The sequence below is a fragment of the Arthrobacter woluwensis genome (genome assembly GCF_900105345.1).
GTDB classification, from domain to species: domain Bacteria; phylum Actinomycetota; class Actinomycetes; order Actinomycetales; family Micrococcaceae; genus Arthrobacter_E; species Arthrobacter_E woluwensis.
Map to the genome: position 1 here is coordinate 2,625,654 of NZ_FNSN01000003.1, position 14,931 is coordinate 2,640,584.

At 63.6% G+C, this 14,931-nt stretch carries 7 protein-coding genes and 3 rRNA genes; 5 read left to right on the forward strand and 5 right to left on the reverse strand.

From position 1 onward, the window contains the following. The first annotated feature begins 251 nt into the window (after window positions 1-251). Window positions 252-1,412 carry a CaiB/BaiF CoA transferase family protein gene (locus BLV63_RS12625; RefSeq protein ID WP_066217464.1) on the forward strand — a complete coding sequence of 387 codons (1,161 nt, stop codon included), beginning with the start codon at window positions 252-254 and terminating at the stop codon, window positions 1,410-1,412. Window positions 1,413-1,448: 36 nt separating this feature from the next. On the opposite strand, the gene BLV63_RS12630 is transcribed toward BLV63_RS12625, so the two are convergent. Further along, on the reverse strand, window positions 1,449-2,924 hold the full coding sequence (locus tag BLV63_RS12630; RefSeq protein ID WP_066217461.1) for a PucR family transcriptional regulator: 1,476 nt from the start codon (window positions 2,922-2,924) through the stop codon (window positions 1,449-1,451). A gap of 156 nt (window positions 2,925-3,080) precedes the next feature. On the opposite strand from BLV63_RS12630, the gene BLV63_RS12635 reads away from it, so the two are divergent. From BLV63_RS12635 to BLV63_RS12645, 3 genes are all read left to right on the forward strand, one after another. After that, the gene (locus tag BLV63_RS12635; protein ID WP_174521294.1) at window positions 3,081-4,238 is read left to right on the forward strand and encodes an acyl-CoA dehydrogenase family protein; all 1,158 of its coding nucleotides are present in this window, start codon (window positions 3,081-3,083) and stop codon (window positions 4,236-4,238) included. Window positions 4,239-4,264: 26 nt separating this feature from the next. Continuing rightward, window positions 4,265-5,716, forward strand: coding sequence for an aldehyde dehydrogenase family protein (locus BLV63_RS12640; RefSeq protein ID WP_066217460.1), 1,452 nt, complete (start codon window positions 4,265-4,267; stop codon window positions 5,714-5,716). Window positions 5,717-5,829: 113 nt separating this feature from the next. Next, on the forward strand, window positions 5,830-6,315 hold the full coding sequence (locus BLV63_RS12645) for a GNAT family N-acetyltransferase (protein ID WP_066217458.1): 486 nt from the start codon (window positions 5,830-5,832) through the stop codon (window positions 6,313-6,315). Between the two features lie 343 nt (window positions 6,316-6,658). Here BLV63_RS12645 and rrf read toward each other — a convergent pair. The 3 genes from rrf to BLV63_RS12660 all read right to left on the reverse strand — a co-directional run bounded on the left by rrf (window position 6,659) and on the right by BLV63_RS12660 (window position 12,179). Continuing rightward, a 5S ribosomal RNA gene (gene rrf / locus BLV63_RS12650) occupies window positions 6,659-6,775 on the reverse strand. A 222-nt stretch (window positions 6,776-6,997) separates the two neighbouring features. Then, window positions 6,998-10,124 (reverse strand): 23S ribosomal RNA (locus tag BLV63_RS12655). Between the two features lie 530 nt (window positions 10,125-10,654). After that, window positions 10,655-12,179, reverse strand: a 16S ribosomal RNA gene (locus tag BLV63_RS12660). The 16S, 23S and 5S rRNA genes sit together here, the layout of an rRNA operon. A 514-nt stretch (window positions 12,180-12,693) precedes the next feature. Between BLV63_RS12660 and BLV63_RS12665 the strand changes: the two genes are divergently transcribed. Beyond that, window positions 12,694-13,506, forward strand: a complete 813-nt coding sequence (locus BLV63_RS12665; RefSeq protein WP_066217360.1) for a carbon-nitrogen hydrolase family protein — start codon at window positions 12,694-12,696, stop codon at window positions 13,504-13,506. Window positions 13,507-13,608: 102 nt separating this feature from the next. On the opposite strand, the gene tyrS is transcribed toward BLV63_RS12665, so the two are convergent. Continuing rightward, window positions 13,609-14,925, reverse strand: a complete 1,317-nt coding sequence (gene tyrS / locus BLV63_RS12670) for a tyrosine--tRNA ligase (RefSeq protein WP_174521293.1) — start codon at window positions 14,923-14,925, stop codon at window positions 13,609-13,611. Window positions 14,926-14,931 lie beyond the last annotated feature (6 nt).

The following is a 14,931-nucleotide window of genomic DNA, read 5'->3' on the forward strand; positions in this document are numbered from 1 at the left end:
GCCGGGTGGTGTTCCGGCCACGGGGCGAAATGTGTTCTACGCCACATCGAGACGATAGTCGCCCATCACCTCGAAGGGAAGAGGATTTATGAATGACGTTCAAAAATTTTCTGAAACTGTCACGCGGACGAAACACTGGATGATCCGTCCAGCGCCCGTCGCTTTCGCCCACTGCGGCCCGTGCGCGGCATTCCCTAAGGTGTGATGCAGGCTTCATTCCCCCGCTGAGAAGACGTGAGAGGACGGTTTTCATGACGGCACCGGACGGCACCCTGCCCCTCGAGGGCCTCCTCGTGGCCGACTTCTCCCGGGTCCTGGCGGGCCCCCTCGCCACCATGACCCTCGCCGATCTGGGTGCCACCGTCATCAAGGTGGAACGTCCCGGCACCGGGGACGACACCCGCAGCTGGGGGCCGCCCTTCTCCGCCACCGGCTCCACCTACTTCGAAAGCGTCAACCGGAACAAGCAGTCGCTCTGCCTGGACTTGGGCGACGACGGCGACCTTCGGCTCGCCCGCGAGCTGGCCCGCCGCGCCGACGTGCTGGTGGAGAACTTCAAGCCGGGTGGCATGGCCCGTCTCGGTCTCGGGTATCAGGAACTCTCCGCGGAGAATCCCGGACTCATCTACGCCTCCATCTCGGGCTTCGGCAGCGCGGGCGGCGCGGGACTCATGGGCTACGACTTCGTCGTCCAGGCCCTCGGCGGGCTCATGAGCATCACGGGCGAGCAGGACGGCCCGGCCATGAAGGCGGGCGTCGCGCTCGTGGACGTCCTGACCGCGAAGGACGCGACCCTGGGCATCCTGGCGGCTCTCACCGCACGGCACCGCGACGGCCGCGGCGCGCATCTGGAGGTCAACCTGCTCTCCAGTCTGCAGGGCGCGCTCGCCAATCAGGCCCAGGCGTATCTCGGCGCCGGGGTGGTCCCGCGGCGGATGGGGAACGATCACCCGTCCATCGCGCCGTACCAGCTCCTGAACTGCGCCGACGGCCCCCTCGCGGTCGCGTGCGGCAATGACGCGCAGTTCGGCCGGCTGGCCTCCCTGCTCGGACTGGACGCCCTGGCCGAGGCCGAACGGTTCAGCACCAACTCGGCCCGGGTGGCCCACCGGGAGGAACTCACCCGCCACCTGGAGACCGCGCTGGCCACCGACACCGCGGCAGCGTGGCAACAGGCCTTCACCTCGGCGGGCATCCCCGCGGGCCGCGTGTCCGGCATCGACGAGGGGATCTCCTACGCCGAAGAACTGGGTCTCAACCCCACCATCGAAGTGCAGGACGCGTCGGGCTCCACGGTGGGACGCCAGGTCCGGCATCCGATCACCTGGACCCCGGCGTTCCCCACCCCCACCCAGGCTCCGCCGGCGCTGGGCGAGCATTCAGACCGGCTGCGGGAGTGGCTGGACTCCTGAGCAGGTTCAGGAGACCTGCCGTCAGGAAGCCCGGGGTCAAGAAGCCCTGAGCGCGAGCCAGAGGTTCGCCGCCACATCCGGATCATCGAGTTCGGCGCCGAGGAGCCGCTGCGCGATCCCGATACGGTGCCGCAACGAGTTCCGGTGGATGCCCAGCTCCCGCGCCGCCGGCTCCCACTGGCCGCGGTTCCGGAGGTAACACTGGACGGTTGCGAGCAGATCCCCTCGTTCCTGGGCGCGCAGCGTCTCCACCCACCCTGAGGCGCGAGGGTCGAGCGGACTCACCGGCGGCCGGGTCAGCGCGCCGGGTGTGGCCTGCGCCAGGAGGTCCCGGAGCGCTTCGAGGCGTCCGGGCACCTGAGCCGGCGTGAGCGGCGCGCTCAGCACCGCCCGCACAACGACGCCGGGCCCCTCCCCCGGCGCGCGGCCGGCCGGGAGGCGGGCGGCCTCGTCGTCGACCAGACAGATCTCGACCTCGCCTTCAGAGCACCGCAGCCGGAGGGCTCCCGCCTCGATCACCGGCCCGCCGTCGAGCGTTCCGAGGACGGCGGACAGTTCCCGGTCCGATGCCCCTTCCGGCAGGCCCGACACGAGCAGCAGCCGGATCCGGCCCGTGGGCAGGCCGACTCCGATGTCCCCCGCCAGCAGCCGTGCGGCTTCGAGGTGGCCGCCGATGATCAGCCGGGCCACCGCGGCGTGCAGCAGGCCCGTGCGACGGTCCGCCTCCTCGTCCTGCTGCGCCTTCAGGGAGAGCAGCACGCAGACCGTCTGGATGACCTGGCGGTCGGCCCGGGTCAGCGTGCGACCCGCCCCGATGGCCAGGACACCCGCGATCCGCTGACCGACCAGAACAGGGTGAGCCACCACGTCGGCGCCGTGCACCTGGAACGTCGCGGCCGATCTGAGTCCCCGGAGATTCAGCCGGGCGGTCTCCTGCCGGAGCTGCGGCAGGAGAGGGCGCGTGCTGTCGGGCCAGACGGTGGGAGAAGCGTCTTCCACGGGCAGGTAGGCCGCCCAGCCACCGAGAGCCTGCGCTAGCGCGCGGACGACGGAGGCCAGAGCGTCCGGCCGTGCGGCGGCGCGGGCGAGAGCGGTCTGCGTGCCCAGACTCGCGACCAGATCCGACTGACCGAGCCGGGCCACGAGGTCCCAGTAGGCCCGGGAGACATCCATGAAAGGCACACCATCGGGCACGATCAGGAGTTCCACACCCTGTCCCCGGCACGCTTCCACGAGTGCCACCGGAACCTCGTCGAGACCCGCGCCGAGGCCCAGCCCGAGAGCGTACACCCCGTGACCGCCGAGCCGCGCCACGTACTCGTGCGTCCTCGGAGCCGGACCCCGGAACGGGATGCCGGTGGTCAGCAGCAGTTCCCCGCCCTCGAGGTAGGGGGTGGGGTCGTCGAGTTCCGAGATGTGCACACCCGAGACGGTCCGTGCCGCCGGAGGCTTGCCGTCGAGAGTCGTGAGCCGCGCGCCCAGGGAGGTCTGCAGATGGGCCAGGCTGATCATCGTGTCGCTTCCTTGCGCTCCGGGTGACGGCTCCTTCGCGGAGTGTGGTCGTTTCAACCAGAACTCACTGTAGTCGAGACAAACTGACCAATGAAGCACGGCAGGCCGCTCAGTACCGTGGAGGCCATGACCGCCGTCACACCCCACGGAGAGACCATGAGCATCTACGACCTCGTCCACATCGACTCCCTCTACACCCCCGCCGAGCTGGCCTTCCGGGACACCGTCCGGGAGTTCGTGGACCGGCGGATCCGGCCCGGCATCGCGCGCTGGTACGAGGATGCCGTGTTCCCGGTGGAGATCATCCCGGAGATGGCGGAGCTGGGCCTGCTCGGCATGCACCTCAAGGGCTATGGCTGCCCGGGCCGGACCGCGGTCGAGTACGGCCTCGCCGCGCTGGAACTGGAAGCTGGAGATTCGGGTCTGCGCACGTTCGTGAGCGTCCAGGGCTCCCTTGCCATGAGCGCCATCCACAAGCACGGCACCGAGGAACAGAAGAACGAATACCTCCCCCGCATGGCGGCCGGCGAGATCATCGGCTGTTTCGGCCTGACCGAACCGACCGCCGGCTCCGATCCAGGCAGCATGAAGACCTTCGCCCGCCGGGAGGGCGATGAATGGGTGATCAACGGCTCCAAGCGCTGGATCGGTCTGGCGACTCTCGCGCAGATCGCGATCATCTGGGCCATGACCGACGACGGGGTCCGCGGCTTCATCGTCCCCACCGACACCCCGGGATTCACCGCCACCCCCATCCAGCCCAAGCTTTCCATGCGGGCCTCGGTCCAGTGCGATCTGGAGCTGAGCGAGGTCCGGCTGCCCGCCACGGCGCTGCTGCCCGGCGCCAAGGGCCTGCGTGGCCCGTTCGAGTGCCTCAACGAGGCCCGGTACGGCATCGCCTGGGGTGCGATGGGCGCCGCCCGGGACAGTTACCTCACCGCGCTGGAGTACTCCCAGCAGCGCCTCCAGTTCGACCGCCCCCTGGCCGGTTACCAGCTGACGCAGGAGAAACTGGTCAACATGGCGCTGGAGATCAACAAGGGTCTTCTCCTGGCGACCCAGCTGGGCCGTCTGAAGGACGCCGGCAAATTGGCGCCGCACCAGATCTCCGTGGGCAAGCTGAACAACTGCCGGGAGGCCATCGAGATCTGCCGCGAGGCCCGCACGATCCTCGGCGGCAACGGCATCACCCTCGACTACTCGCCGCTGCGGCACGCCAACAACCTGGAATCCGTCCGCACCTATGAAGGCACGGACGAGGTCCACACCCTGGTGCTCGGCAACCACATCACCGGCGTCCCGGCCTTCCGCTGAGCAGCGACGACTCCTGGAGGACTGAGATGAGCATCGACCTGCGACAGTACATCGACGGCGCCTGGATCGAAGGCCACGGGGCCCGTCTGGACAGCTGGAATCCGAGCCACCCGGACGACCTGGTCGCCTCGGGGCGTCAGGCCACCGAGGCGCAGGTGCACGACGCTGTCGCCGCCGCCCGCGCGACGGCCGCCGGCTGGGCGCGCACCCCCCTCGCCGAACGTGGCGCCGTCCTGCTGCGCGCCGCCGTCGTGCTCGAGGACCAGGCTGACGCGTGGGGTGCGGAACTGGCCCGCGAAGAAGGCAAAACGTTCCCCGAGGGCAAGGGCGAGGTGCTCCGGGCCGCGCAGGTCTTCCGCTATCAGGCGGCCGAGGCGGAGCGTGAGGCCGGCACGGTCTTCCACTCCCCCAGGGCGGGCGAGCGGATCCTGGTCACCCGGAGACCTCTGGGTGTGGTGTCGGTCGTGACGCCCTTCAACTTCCCGATCGCGATTCCGGCCTGGAAGATCGCTCCCGCGCTGGTCCACGGCAACACCGTGGTCTGGAAACCGGCGAGCACGGTGCCCTTGCTCGCCGTGCGGCTGGCGGAGGCTCTCGACCAGGCGGGGCTTCCCGCCGGCGTACTCAACCTGGTCCTCGGCTCCGGAGCGCTCGGCGACGTCCTGGTCGACCACCCCGAGGTGGACGGCCTCAGCTTCACCGGTTCGACCGGGGTGGGCCGTGCCCTTGCGGGACGGGCCGCCGCCCGCGGCGTGCCTGTCCAGGCGGAGATGGGCGGCAAGAACGCCGCGATCGTCCTCGCGGACGCCGATCTGGATCTCGCCTTGGAACAGGTCCTGCTGGGAGCCTTCCGCTCGAGCGGCCAGAAGTGCACCGCGACCTCGCGGCTGATCGTCGAAGAATCCATCGCGGATGCCTTCCTGGAACGCCTCACTGCCCGGGTCGGCGCACTGCGACTCGGTGATCCCCTCGCCGACGGCATGGACCTGGGGCCGGTCATCACCGCACAAGCCCGGGACTCCATCCTGACCTCCGTCAACGAGGCGCTCACCGGAGGTGCCCAGTTGCTGGCGGGCGGGCCCGATGCCCCCGTGCCTCCAACCGGTCACTTCGTGCCACCCACGGTCCTGGAAGTCTCCGGAGACGCACCCGTGTGGCGGGATGAACTCTTCGGCCCAGTGCTCACCGTGCGGAGGGCAGCGGATCCCGCGGAAGCGTTCGCTCTCGCCGGCGACTCGGAGTTCGGTCTCTCGGCCGCTTTGTTCACGCAGGACCTCACCCTGGCGCTGGAAGCCCTGGAGATTCTCGACGTCGGCGTGCTGCACGTCAACTCGGAATCAGCGGGCGCCGACCCGCACGTTCCCTTCGGAGGGGCCAAGAAGAGCGGATACGGCCCCAAGGAACAGGGCCAGGCCGCTCGCGAATTCTTCACCCACACCACCACGGTGTACCTGCGGGGCGGACAAGCGCGCCCCTGAGGCGCCCCAGGAATCCGTCCTGCACGGCAACGCTGCGATCGCCAGGGGTGCCGCCGTTCTCACGGCGGCATCCCTTCCCTTTCAGCGAGGGCTCTTTCGGCTAGGGTGGCGCCATGGAGATCAGGAAAGCCACCGACGAAGACTGGCCTGCGATATACGAGTTCTACCGGGACATCATGGCGGAGGGATTCACCTACGCCTTCCCCGCGGGGCAGACCCTCAACGAAGCACGCCCCTGGTGGATGGAGACCGAACCTGGGCAGACGGTCGTCGCGACCGACGGCGACGACGTGCTCGGCTCCGCGAAGATGGGTCCGAACCGTCCTGGCCGGGGCAGCCACATCGCCACCGCATCGTTCCTGGTCAATCCTCGATATCGCAATCGTGGGACAGGCCGGCGCCTCGGCGAATACGTCATCGCGTGGGCGCGTGCCGCGGGTTACCACGCCATCCAGTTCAATGCGGTCGTCGCCTCCAACCATCCTGCCGTGCACCTCTGGCAATCGCTCGGATTCGACATCATCGGCACCGTCCCCGAAGCCTTCGACCATCCTGTCGACGGCCTGGTCGGCCTCCACGTGATGTACCGGCGCGTTTGAGAGCCGTAAAAACCACAGCAATAAGCGAGATTCCCGACGCCGGTCACCCAGCACAGCTGATCAAAGGCCCAGTCCCCTGCCTCGGGCGGGCTGGATCCGGTTGCTGGTCCGGTGGGGTGGGGGTGTGATCAGGCACGAAGGCAGTCTGCTGGGTGGCCGGTTAAAGACGGGCGGCCCCCTGCATGTTGGGTGCGGGGGCTGTGGTTTTGGGGTGGGGTGGGTTTGGTTCGTGGTGGTGGGGTGGTTAAAGGCGAACAGCCCCCACGCTTGTGTGTGGGGGCTGTTTCGTTGGTGGTGCAGTGATGGCCCGGGCGTCGTTGCTCGGGCCATCCTGGGTGGTTGTGTCCGGCGGTGTCCTACTCTCCCACACCCTCGCGAGTGCAGTACCATCGGCGCTGTGGGTCTTAGCTTCCGGGTTCGGAATGGGACCGGGCGTTTCCCCCACGCTATGACCGCCGTAACTCTTTCAAACTCCCCACCAGGGGGTGGGGGTTGGTTTGTAAGGGTCACTGGATCGTTTCCGTGACACGCAACACCAACCAGTGGATCCCTTGTGGGGGTGGTGGTGTTGCTTATTCAATTATCTGGTTCCCTCGGGTCAAACTGGTGGGTTTGTTGTTTGGGGACCGCATGGTGGACGCGTAGCACAGTTCTTTCACCCACACCCGGGGGGGTGTGGTGTGTGGTCAGGTTGTCGGCTTATTAGTACCGGTCAGCTTCACAGGTCGTTAGTCCCTGCTTCCACGTCCGGCCTATCAACCCAGTGGTCTGCTGGGAGCCTCTCGACCCCGAAGGGTCATGGAAATCTTATCTTGAAGCGGGCTTCCCGCTTAGATGCTTTCAGCGGTTATCCCATCCGAACGTAGCCAATCAGCGGTGCACTTGGCAGTACAACTGACACACCAGAGGTTCGTCCGTCCCGGTCCTCTCGTACTAAGGACAGCCCTTCTCAAATTTCCTGCGCGCGCAGCGGATAGGGACCGAACTGTCTCACGACGTTCTAAACCCAGCTCGCGTACCGCTTTAATGGGCGAACAGCCCAACCCTTGGGACCTACTCCAGCCCCAGGATGCGACGAGCCGACATCGAGGTGCCAAACCATGCCGTCGATATGGACTCTTGGGCAAGATCAGCCTGTTATCCCCGAGGTACCTTTTATCCGTTGAGCGACGGCCATTCCACAATGTACCGCCGGATCACTAGTCCCGACTTTCGTCCCTGCTCGAGATGTCTCTCTCACAGTCAAGCTCCCTTGTGCACTTACACTCGACACCTGATTGCCAACCAGGCTGAGGGAACCTTTGGGCGCCTCCGTTACTTTTTAGGAGGCAACCGCCCCAGTTAAACTACCCATCAGGCACTGTCCCTGACCCAGATCATGGGCCGAAGTTAGATGTCCAAAGTGACCAGAGTGGTATTTCAACGATGACTCCACGAACACTGGCGTGTCCGCTTCACAGTCTCCCACCTATCCTACACAAGCCACTCCGAACACCAATACCAAACTATAGTAAAGGTCTCGGGGTCTTTCCGTCCTGCTGCGCGTAACGAGCATCTTTACTCGTAGTGCAATTTCGCCGAGTTCATGGTTGAGACAGTAGGGAAGTCGTTACTCCATTCGTGCAGGTCGGAACTTACCCGACAAGGAATTTCGCTACCTTAGGATGGTTATAGTTACCACCGCCGTTTACTGGGGCTTAAATTCCCGGCTTCACACCAAAGTGTTGACCGGTCCTCTTAACCTTCCAGCACCGGGCAGGAGTCAGTCCGTATACATCGTCTTGCGACTTCGCACGGACCTGTGTTTTTAGTAAACAGTCGCTTCCCCCTGGTCTCTGCGGCCCTTATCCGCTCCGAGGAGCAAGTCCTCTTCACAGTCCGGGCCCCCCTTCTCCCGAAGTTACGGGGGCATTTTGCCGAGTTCCTTAACCATGATTCTCTCGATCGCCTTAGTATTCTCTACCTGATCACCTGTGTCGGTTTCGGGTACGGGCGGCTGGAACCTCGCGTCGATGCTTTTCTCGGCAGCATAGGATCACTGAATCCCCCACAAGGTGGGGTCCCATCACGTCTCAGCCTTCATGTTCCCCGGATTTGCCTAGGGAACGGCCTACCTGCTTAGACCGGGACTACCATCGCCCGGCTCAGCTACCTTCCTGCGTCACACCTGTTAATACGCTTACCTCCCCCGATCAGTTCCCAGCCTCACCACACACCACTTGCCCGAAGGCTCCTGGAGGCGGATTGGGTGGTTAGTATCCCGGGCTCAGTATGGGCGGTTCTTCGCCGGTACGGGAATATCAACCCGTTGTCCATCGACTACGCCTGTCGGCCTCGCCTTAGGTCCCGACTCACCCAGGGCAGATTAGCTTGACCCTGGAACCCTTGATCATCCGGCGGACGGGTTTCTCACCCGTCTTTCGCTACTCATGCCTGCATTCTCACTCGTGTGGTCTCCACCACTGGTTTACACCGCGGCTTCACCGTCCACACGACGCTCCCCTACCACTCCAGACGACTGAACCACGAAGGCTTGTCTACTATCTGAAATCCACGACTTCGGCGGTGTACTTGAGCCCCGCTACATTGTCGGCGCGGAATCACTTGACCAGTGAGCTATTACGCACTCTTTCAAGGGTGGCTGCTTCTAAGCCAACCTCCTGGTTGTCTAAGCAACTCCACATCCTTTCCCACTTAGCACACGCTTAGGGGCCTTAGTCGGTGGTCTGGGCTGTTTCCCTCTCGACCATGAAGCTTATCCCCCACGGTCTCACTGCTGCGCTCTCACTTACCGGCATTCGGAGTTTGGCTGACGTCAGTAACCTTGTAGGGCCCATCGGCCATCCAGTAGCTCTACCTCCGGCAAGAAACACGCAACGCTGCACCTAAATGCATTTCGGGGAGAACCAGCTATCACGAAGTTTGATTGGCCTTTCACCCCTACCCACAGCTCATCCCCTCCATTTTCAACTGAAGTGGGTTCGGTCCTCCACGACGTCTTACCGTCGCTTCAACCTGGCCATGGGTAGATCACTTCGCTTCGGGTCTAGATCACGCCACTCAAACGCCCTATTCAGACTCGCTTTCGCTACGGCTTCCCCACACGGGTTAACCTCGCGACGTAACACTAACTCGCAGGCTCATTCTTCAAAAGGCACGCCATCACAGGTACAAGCCTGCTCTGACGGATTGTAGGCACACGGTTTCAGGTACTATTTCACTCCCCTCCCGGGGTACTTTTCACCTTTCCCTCACGGTACTGGTCCGCTATCGGTCATTAGGTAGTATTTAGGCTTATCAGGTGGTCCTGACAGATTCACACGGGATTTCTCGGGCCCCGTGCTACTCGGGAATCATCCCTCGAGCGGTGCATCAACGCGACAATTACGGGACTCTCACCCTCTATGGTCGACCATCCCAGGCCGTTCATCTACGCCAGCACATTCACACCCGACCAGGTCAGTGACCCTGGTACGGAACAACCCCACAACCCCGACCATGCAACGCCCACTGGCTATCACACATGGACCGGTTTAGCCTGATCCGCTTTCGCTCGCCACTACTCACGGAATCACATGTTGTTTTCTCTTCCTGCGGGTACTGAGATGTTTCACTTCCCCGCGTTCCCTCCACACAGCCTATGCGTTCAGCTGCGGGTGACTACCCATAACAGGCAGCCGGGTTTCCCCATTCGGACATCCTGGGATCAAAGTTCGGTTATCAACTCCCCCAGGCTTTTCGCAGATTCCCACGTCCTTCATCGGCTCCTAATGCCAAGGCATTCACCGTGCGCCCTTAAAAACTTGGCCACACAAAAACCAAGACAAACACCACAACCCACACAACCCCCCAAAAGGAGGCCACCCAGGCCATGACGCTCGCCTTATAAGATGCTCGCGTCCACTATGCAGTTCTCAAACAACAACCCCACACCCCCATCCAACACACCCAACCGGGCACGCCTTCCAGAAGCAGGGCAACCAAACGAAACAACAACCACCACACACCCCCAAAGGAGACATGCGACGGGCCTGTTGCTTCAGGACCCAACAGTGTGTCAACAACCCCTGCACCACCACAACACCACACCCGTTCCAACCAACCGTCACCGGCCGGCGTACTAAAACGCAGCATCACAGCACCCGTACAGGAACCGCACCCCCAGCCGGCAAGCCCCCTTGTTTCACAGGAACCCACCAACCATCACGAGGATGTGTTTTTTCGATATTCCACCCATGAGCACCACACCCCAGGAACGAACGCCCTGGCAGGCGGGTTCTACACTCAACCACCACCACAACCCATGCAGGAAGCGGCCATGATCTCGTTTGCTCCTTAGAAAGGAGGTGATCCAGCCGCACCTTCCGGTACGGCTACCTTGTTACGACTTAGTCCCAATCGCCAGTCCCACCTTCGACAGCTCCCTCCCACAAGGGGTTAGGCCACCGGCTTCGGGTGTTACCAACTTTCGTGACTTGACGGGCGGTGTGTACAAGGCCCGGGAACGTATTCACCGCAGCGTTGCTGATCTGCGATTACTAGCGACTCCAACTTCATGGGGTCGAGTTGCAGACCCCAATCCGAACTGAGACCGGCTTTTTGGGATTAGCTCCACCTCACAGTATCGCAACCCTTTGTACCGGCCATTGTAGCATGCGTGAAGCCCAAGACATAAGGGGCATGATGATTTGACGTCGTCCCCACCTTCCTCCGAGTTGACCCCGGCAGTCTCCCATGAGTCCCCGCCATTACGCGCTGGCAACATGGAACGAGGGTTGCGCTCGTTGCGGGACTTAACCCAACATCTCACGACACGAGCTGACGACAACCATGCACCACCTGTGAACCAGCCCCGAAGGGAAACACCATCTCTGATGCGATCCAGTCCATGTCAAGCCTTGGTAAGGTTCTTCGCGTTGCATCGAATTAATCCGCATGCTCCGCCGCTTGTGCGGGCCCCCGTCAATTCCTTTGAGTTTTAGCCTTGCGGCCGTACTCCCCAGGCGGGGCACTTAATGCGTTAGCTACGGCGCGGAAAACGTGGAATGTCCCCCACACCTAGTGCCCAACGTTTACGGCATGGACTACCAGGGTATCTAATCCTGTTCGCTCCCCATGCTTTCGCTCCTCAGCGTCAGTTAATGCCCAGAGACCTGCCTTCGCCATCGGTGTTCCTCCTGATATCTGCGCATTTCACCGCTACACCAGGAATTCCAGTCTCCCCTACATCACTCAAGTCTGCCCGTACCCACTGCAGAACCAGGGTTGAGCCCTGGCCTTTCACAGCAGACGCGACAAACCGCCTACGAGCTCTTTACGCCCAATAATTCCGGATAACGCTTGCGCCCTACGTATTACCGCGGCTGCTGGCACGTAGTTAGCCGGCGCTTCTTCTGCAGGTACCGTCACTTTCGCTTCTTCCCTACTGAAAGAGGTTTACAACCCGAAGGCCGTCATCCCTCACGCGGCGTCGCTGCATCAGGCTTTCGCCCATTGTGCAATATTCCCCACTGCTGCCTCCCGTAGGAGTCTGGGCCGTGTCTCAGTCCCAGTGTGGCCGGTCACCCTCTCAGGCCGGCTACCCGTCGTCGCCTTGGTGAGCCATTACCTCACCAACAAGCTGATAGGCCGCGAGTCCATCCAAAACCACAAAAGCTTTCCACCACCAACCCATGCGGGCAATGGTCGTATCCGGTATTAGACCCAGTTTCCCAGGCTTATCCCAGAGTCAAGGGCAGGTTACTCACGTGTTACTCACCCGTTCGCCACTAATCCACCCAGCAAGCTAGGCTTCATCGTTCGACTTGCATGTGTTAAGCACGCCGCCAGCGTTCATCCTGAGCCAGGATCAAACTCTCCAAAAAGAAATTCAAAACCCAGCAAACACCAATCCACCACAGGGGCGGTGAAATCAGTGATTACCAAAAAAACATTGGTATCAAAAAAACATGACACACTATTGAGTTCTCAAACAACAGACATCCAACCGTCTATCCCGGACGCAAAGGTTCCAGGACGATGAGGAAGGTTGTTTGCCGCCTCCGGGCGGTTCCGGATCCTTCAGGACCCTTTCCGTCTCCGTCGCGGCGACCTGATCAACTATACGCACCTTCCGGCGTCTGCGCAAATTCAGAACCCTGTGGTGCCTCATCACCCTGAACTTCCGCGGAATCCTGGGGATTTCGGGGGCACTCAGGCCCCGGAAAGTGCCCTTGTGGGGAGCAGACTATTCTGTGAACCCGGCCACATCAGCGTCCCGTCGGCTTCCCGTCAGCGTTCCAGGTGGGTTTGGGAGGACTGGACTCGGCGTTCCTCTCGGCAGATGCTGGAGTGGTCAGTGCCGGAAGACGCCGGCCCCTCCCCGGACCAGGAGTACGCATGCTCATCGCTCTCGCCCAGATCCACAGCGGCGCCGATCTCGCCGGCAATCTCGCGTCGGTCCGTGAGTTCACCGCCCGGGCAGCCGATGCCGGAGCGCGACTGATCGTGTTCCCGGAAGCGACGATGCGCGCATTCGGCAATCCTCTTCACGACATCGCCCAGCCGCTGGACGGTCCCTGGGCCCGCGAGGTGGAGGGAATCGCCCACGAGTACGGCATCACCATCATCGCCGGCATGTTCACCCCGGGCGCCGAGCCCGCAGGCGACGCCCGGCCCAAGGTCCGCAACACTCTGCTGGTGACGGGGCCTGAAGTCTCCGCCTCCTACACGAAGATCCACCTCTACGACGCCTTCGGCTTCGCGGAGTCGGACACGGTCGAGCCGGGCGACGTGGCTGTGACGTTCGAACTCGACGGCGTGACCTTCGGCCTGTCCACCTGCTACGACGTCCGGTTCCCCGCCTTGTTCACCGCGAATGCCCTGGCCGGCGCCACCGTGCAGATCGTCTGCGCTTCCTGGGGACCCGGCCCGGGGAAGGTCGAACAGTGGGAGCTACTCACCCGTGCCCGCGCACTCGACACCACGAGCTACCTGCTCGCCTGCGGTCAGGCCGATCCTGCCTCCATCGGTGTGGAGAATCCGAAGAGTCTTCCCACCGGCGTGGGACACTCCGGCGTCGTGAATCCGTTCGGACAGGATGTGGCGCGCGCCGACGGCGCCGTCCAGATGCTCTTCGCCGAGCTCGACCCCGACATGGTCCGCCGCGCCAGGGAGGCCCTTCCGGTGCTCGCCAACCGCGTGGAGTTCTGAGCCCTCCGAAAACGACGACGGCCCGCCACTCCCCCGGCCCACCATGAAGGTGAGCCGCCCGGGAGGGCGGGCCGTCGTCGTACGTCTCGGGAAGGCGGTAGGTCAGGCGACCGTGACGCTCGCGAGGTTCTTCTTGCCGCGGCGCAGCAGCAGGTACTTGCCGTGCAGCAGATCCTCGGCCGGCACCACGAAGTCCACATCCGTCACCTTGACGTTGTTGACGTAGGCACCACCCTCGGTGATGGTGCGGCGGGCATCGGACTTGGACTTCACCAGCTCGGTCGCGAGCAGGAGATCCACCACGGCCAGGCCGTCGGCCGGCACGGTCGCGGAGGCCAGTTCCGACGACACCGCCAGGAGCGTCGCCTCATCCAGCACCGACAGGTCGCCGTTGCCGAACACGGCGGCGGATGCCGCGATGACCTTCTCGGTCGCCTCGACACCGTGCACCAGGCCGGTGACCTCCCACGCCAGGCGGCGCTGCGCCTCACGGGCGAACGGACGCTCCGCCACGGACACGGCCAGCTCCTCGATCTCCGCACGGCTCAGGAAGGTGAACACCTTCAGGCGGTCCACCACATCGGCGTCGGCGGTGTTCAGCCAGAACTGGTAGAAGGTGTAGGGCGAGCACATGTCGCCGTCCAGCCAGATGGCGTTGCCTTCGCTCTTGCCGAACTTGGTGCCGTCCGAGTTGGTGATCAGCGGGGTGCCCAGCGCGTGCACGCTGCGGCCCTCCACCTTGCGGATCAGCTCGGTGCCGCTGGTCAGGTTGCCCCACTGGTCGCTGCCGCCGGTCTGCAAGACACAGCCGTAGGCGCGGTTCAGTTCGAGGTAGTCCATGCCCTGGAGGATCTGGTAGCTGAACTCCGTGTAGCTGATGCCCTCATCGGAGTTCAGGCGGCTCGCGACGATGTCCTTCTTGATCATCGTGCCCACGCGGAAGTGCTTGCCCACCTCGCGCAGGAAGTCGATCGCGGACAGCGGCGCGGTCCAGTCCAGATTGTTCACCAGGCGCGCGGTGTTCTCCCCCTCGAAGGAGAGGAAGCGCGAGACCTGCGCCTGGAGCTTCTCCACCCACTCGGCCACGGTCTCGCGGGTGTTGAGCACCCGCTCGGCCGTCTGACGCGGATCACCGATCAGGCCCGTGGAACCGCCGACCAGCGCCAGCGGTTTGTGGCCGGCCAGCTGGAGGCGGCGCATCACCAGGAGCTGCACCAGGTTGCCGAGGTGCAGGGACGGCGCCGTGGGATCGAAGCCGCAATAGTAGGTCACAGGCTCGCCGGCGAGGAGTTTCTCCAGTTCCGCCTCATCCGTGGACACGTGGACCAGGCCACGCCACTTCAGCTCCTGCCAGACGTTAGCAAAGGCGGAATCGTTCTTCTGCTTGGCGAGGGCGGGGCCCTCGATGGTTTCGCTCAGCTGTGA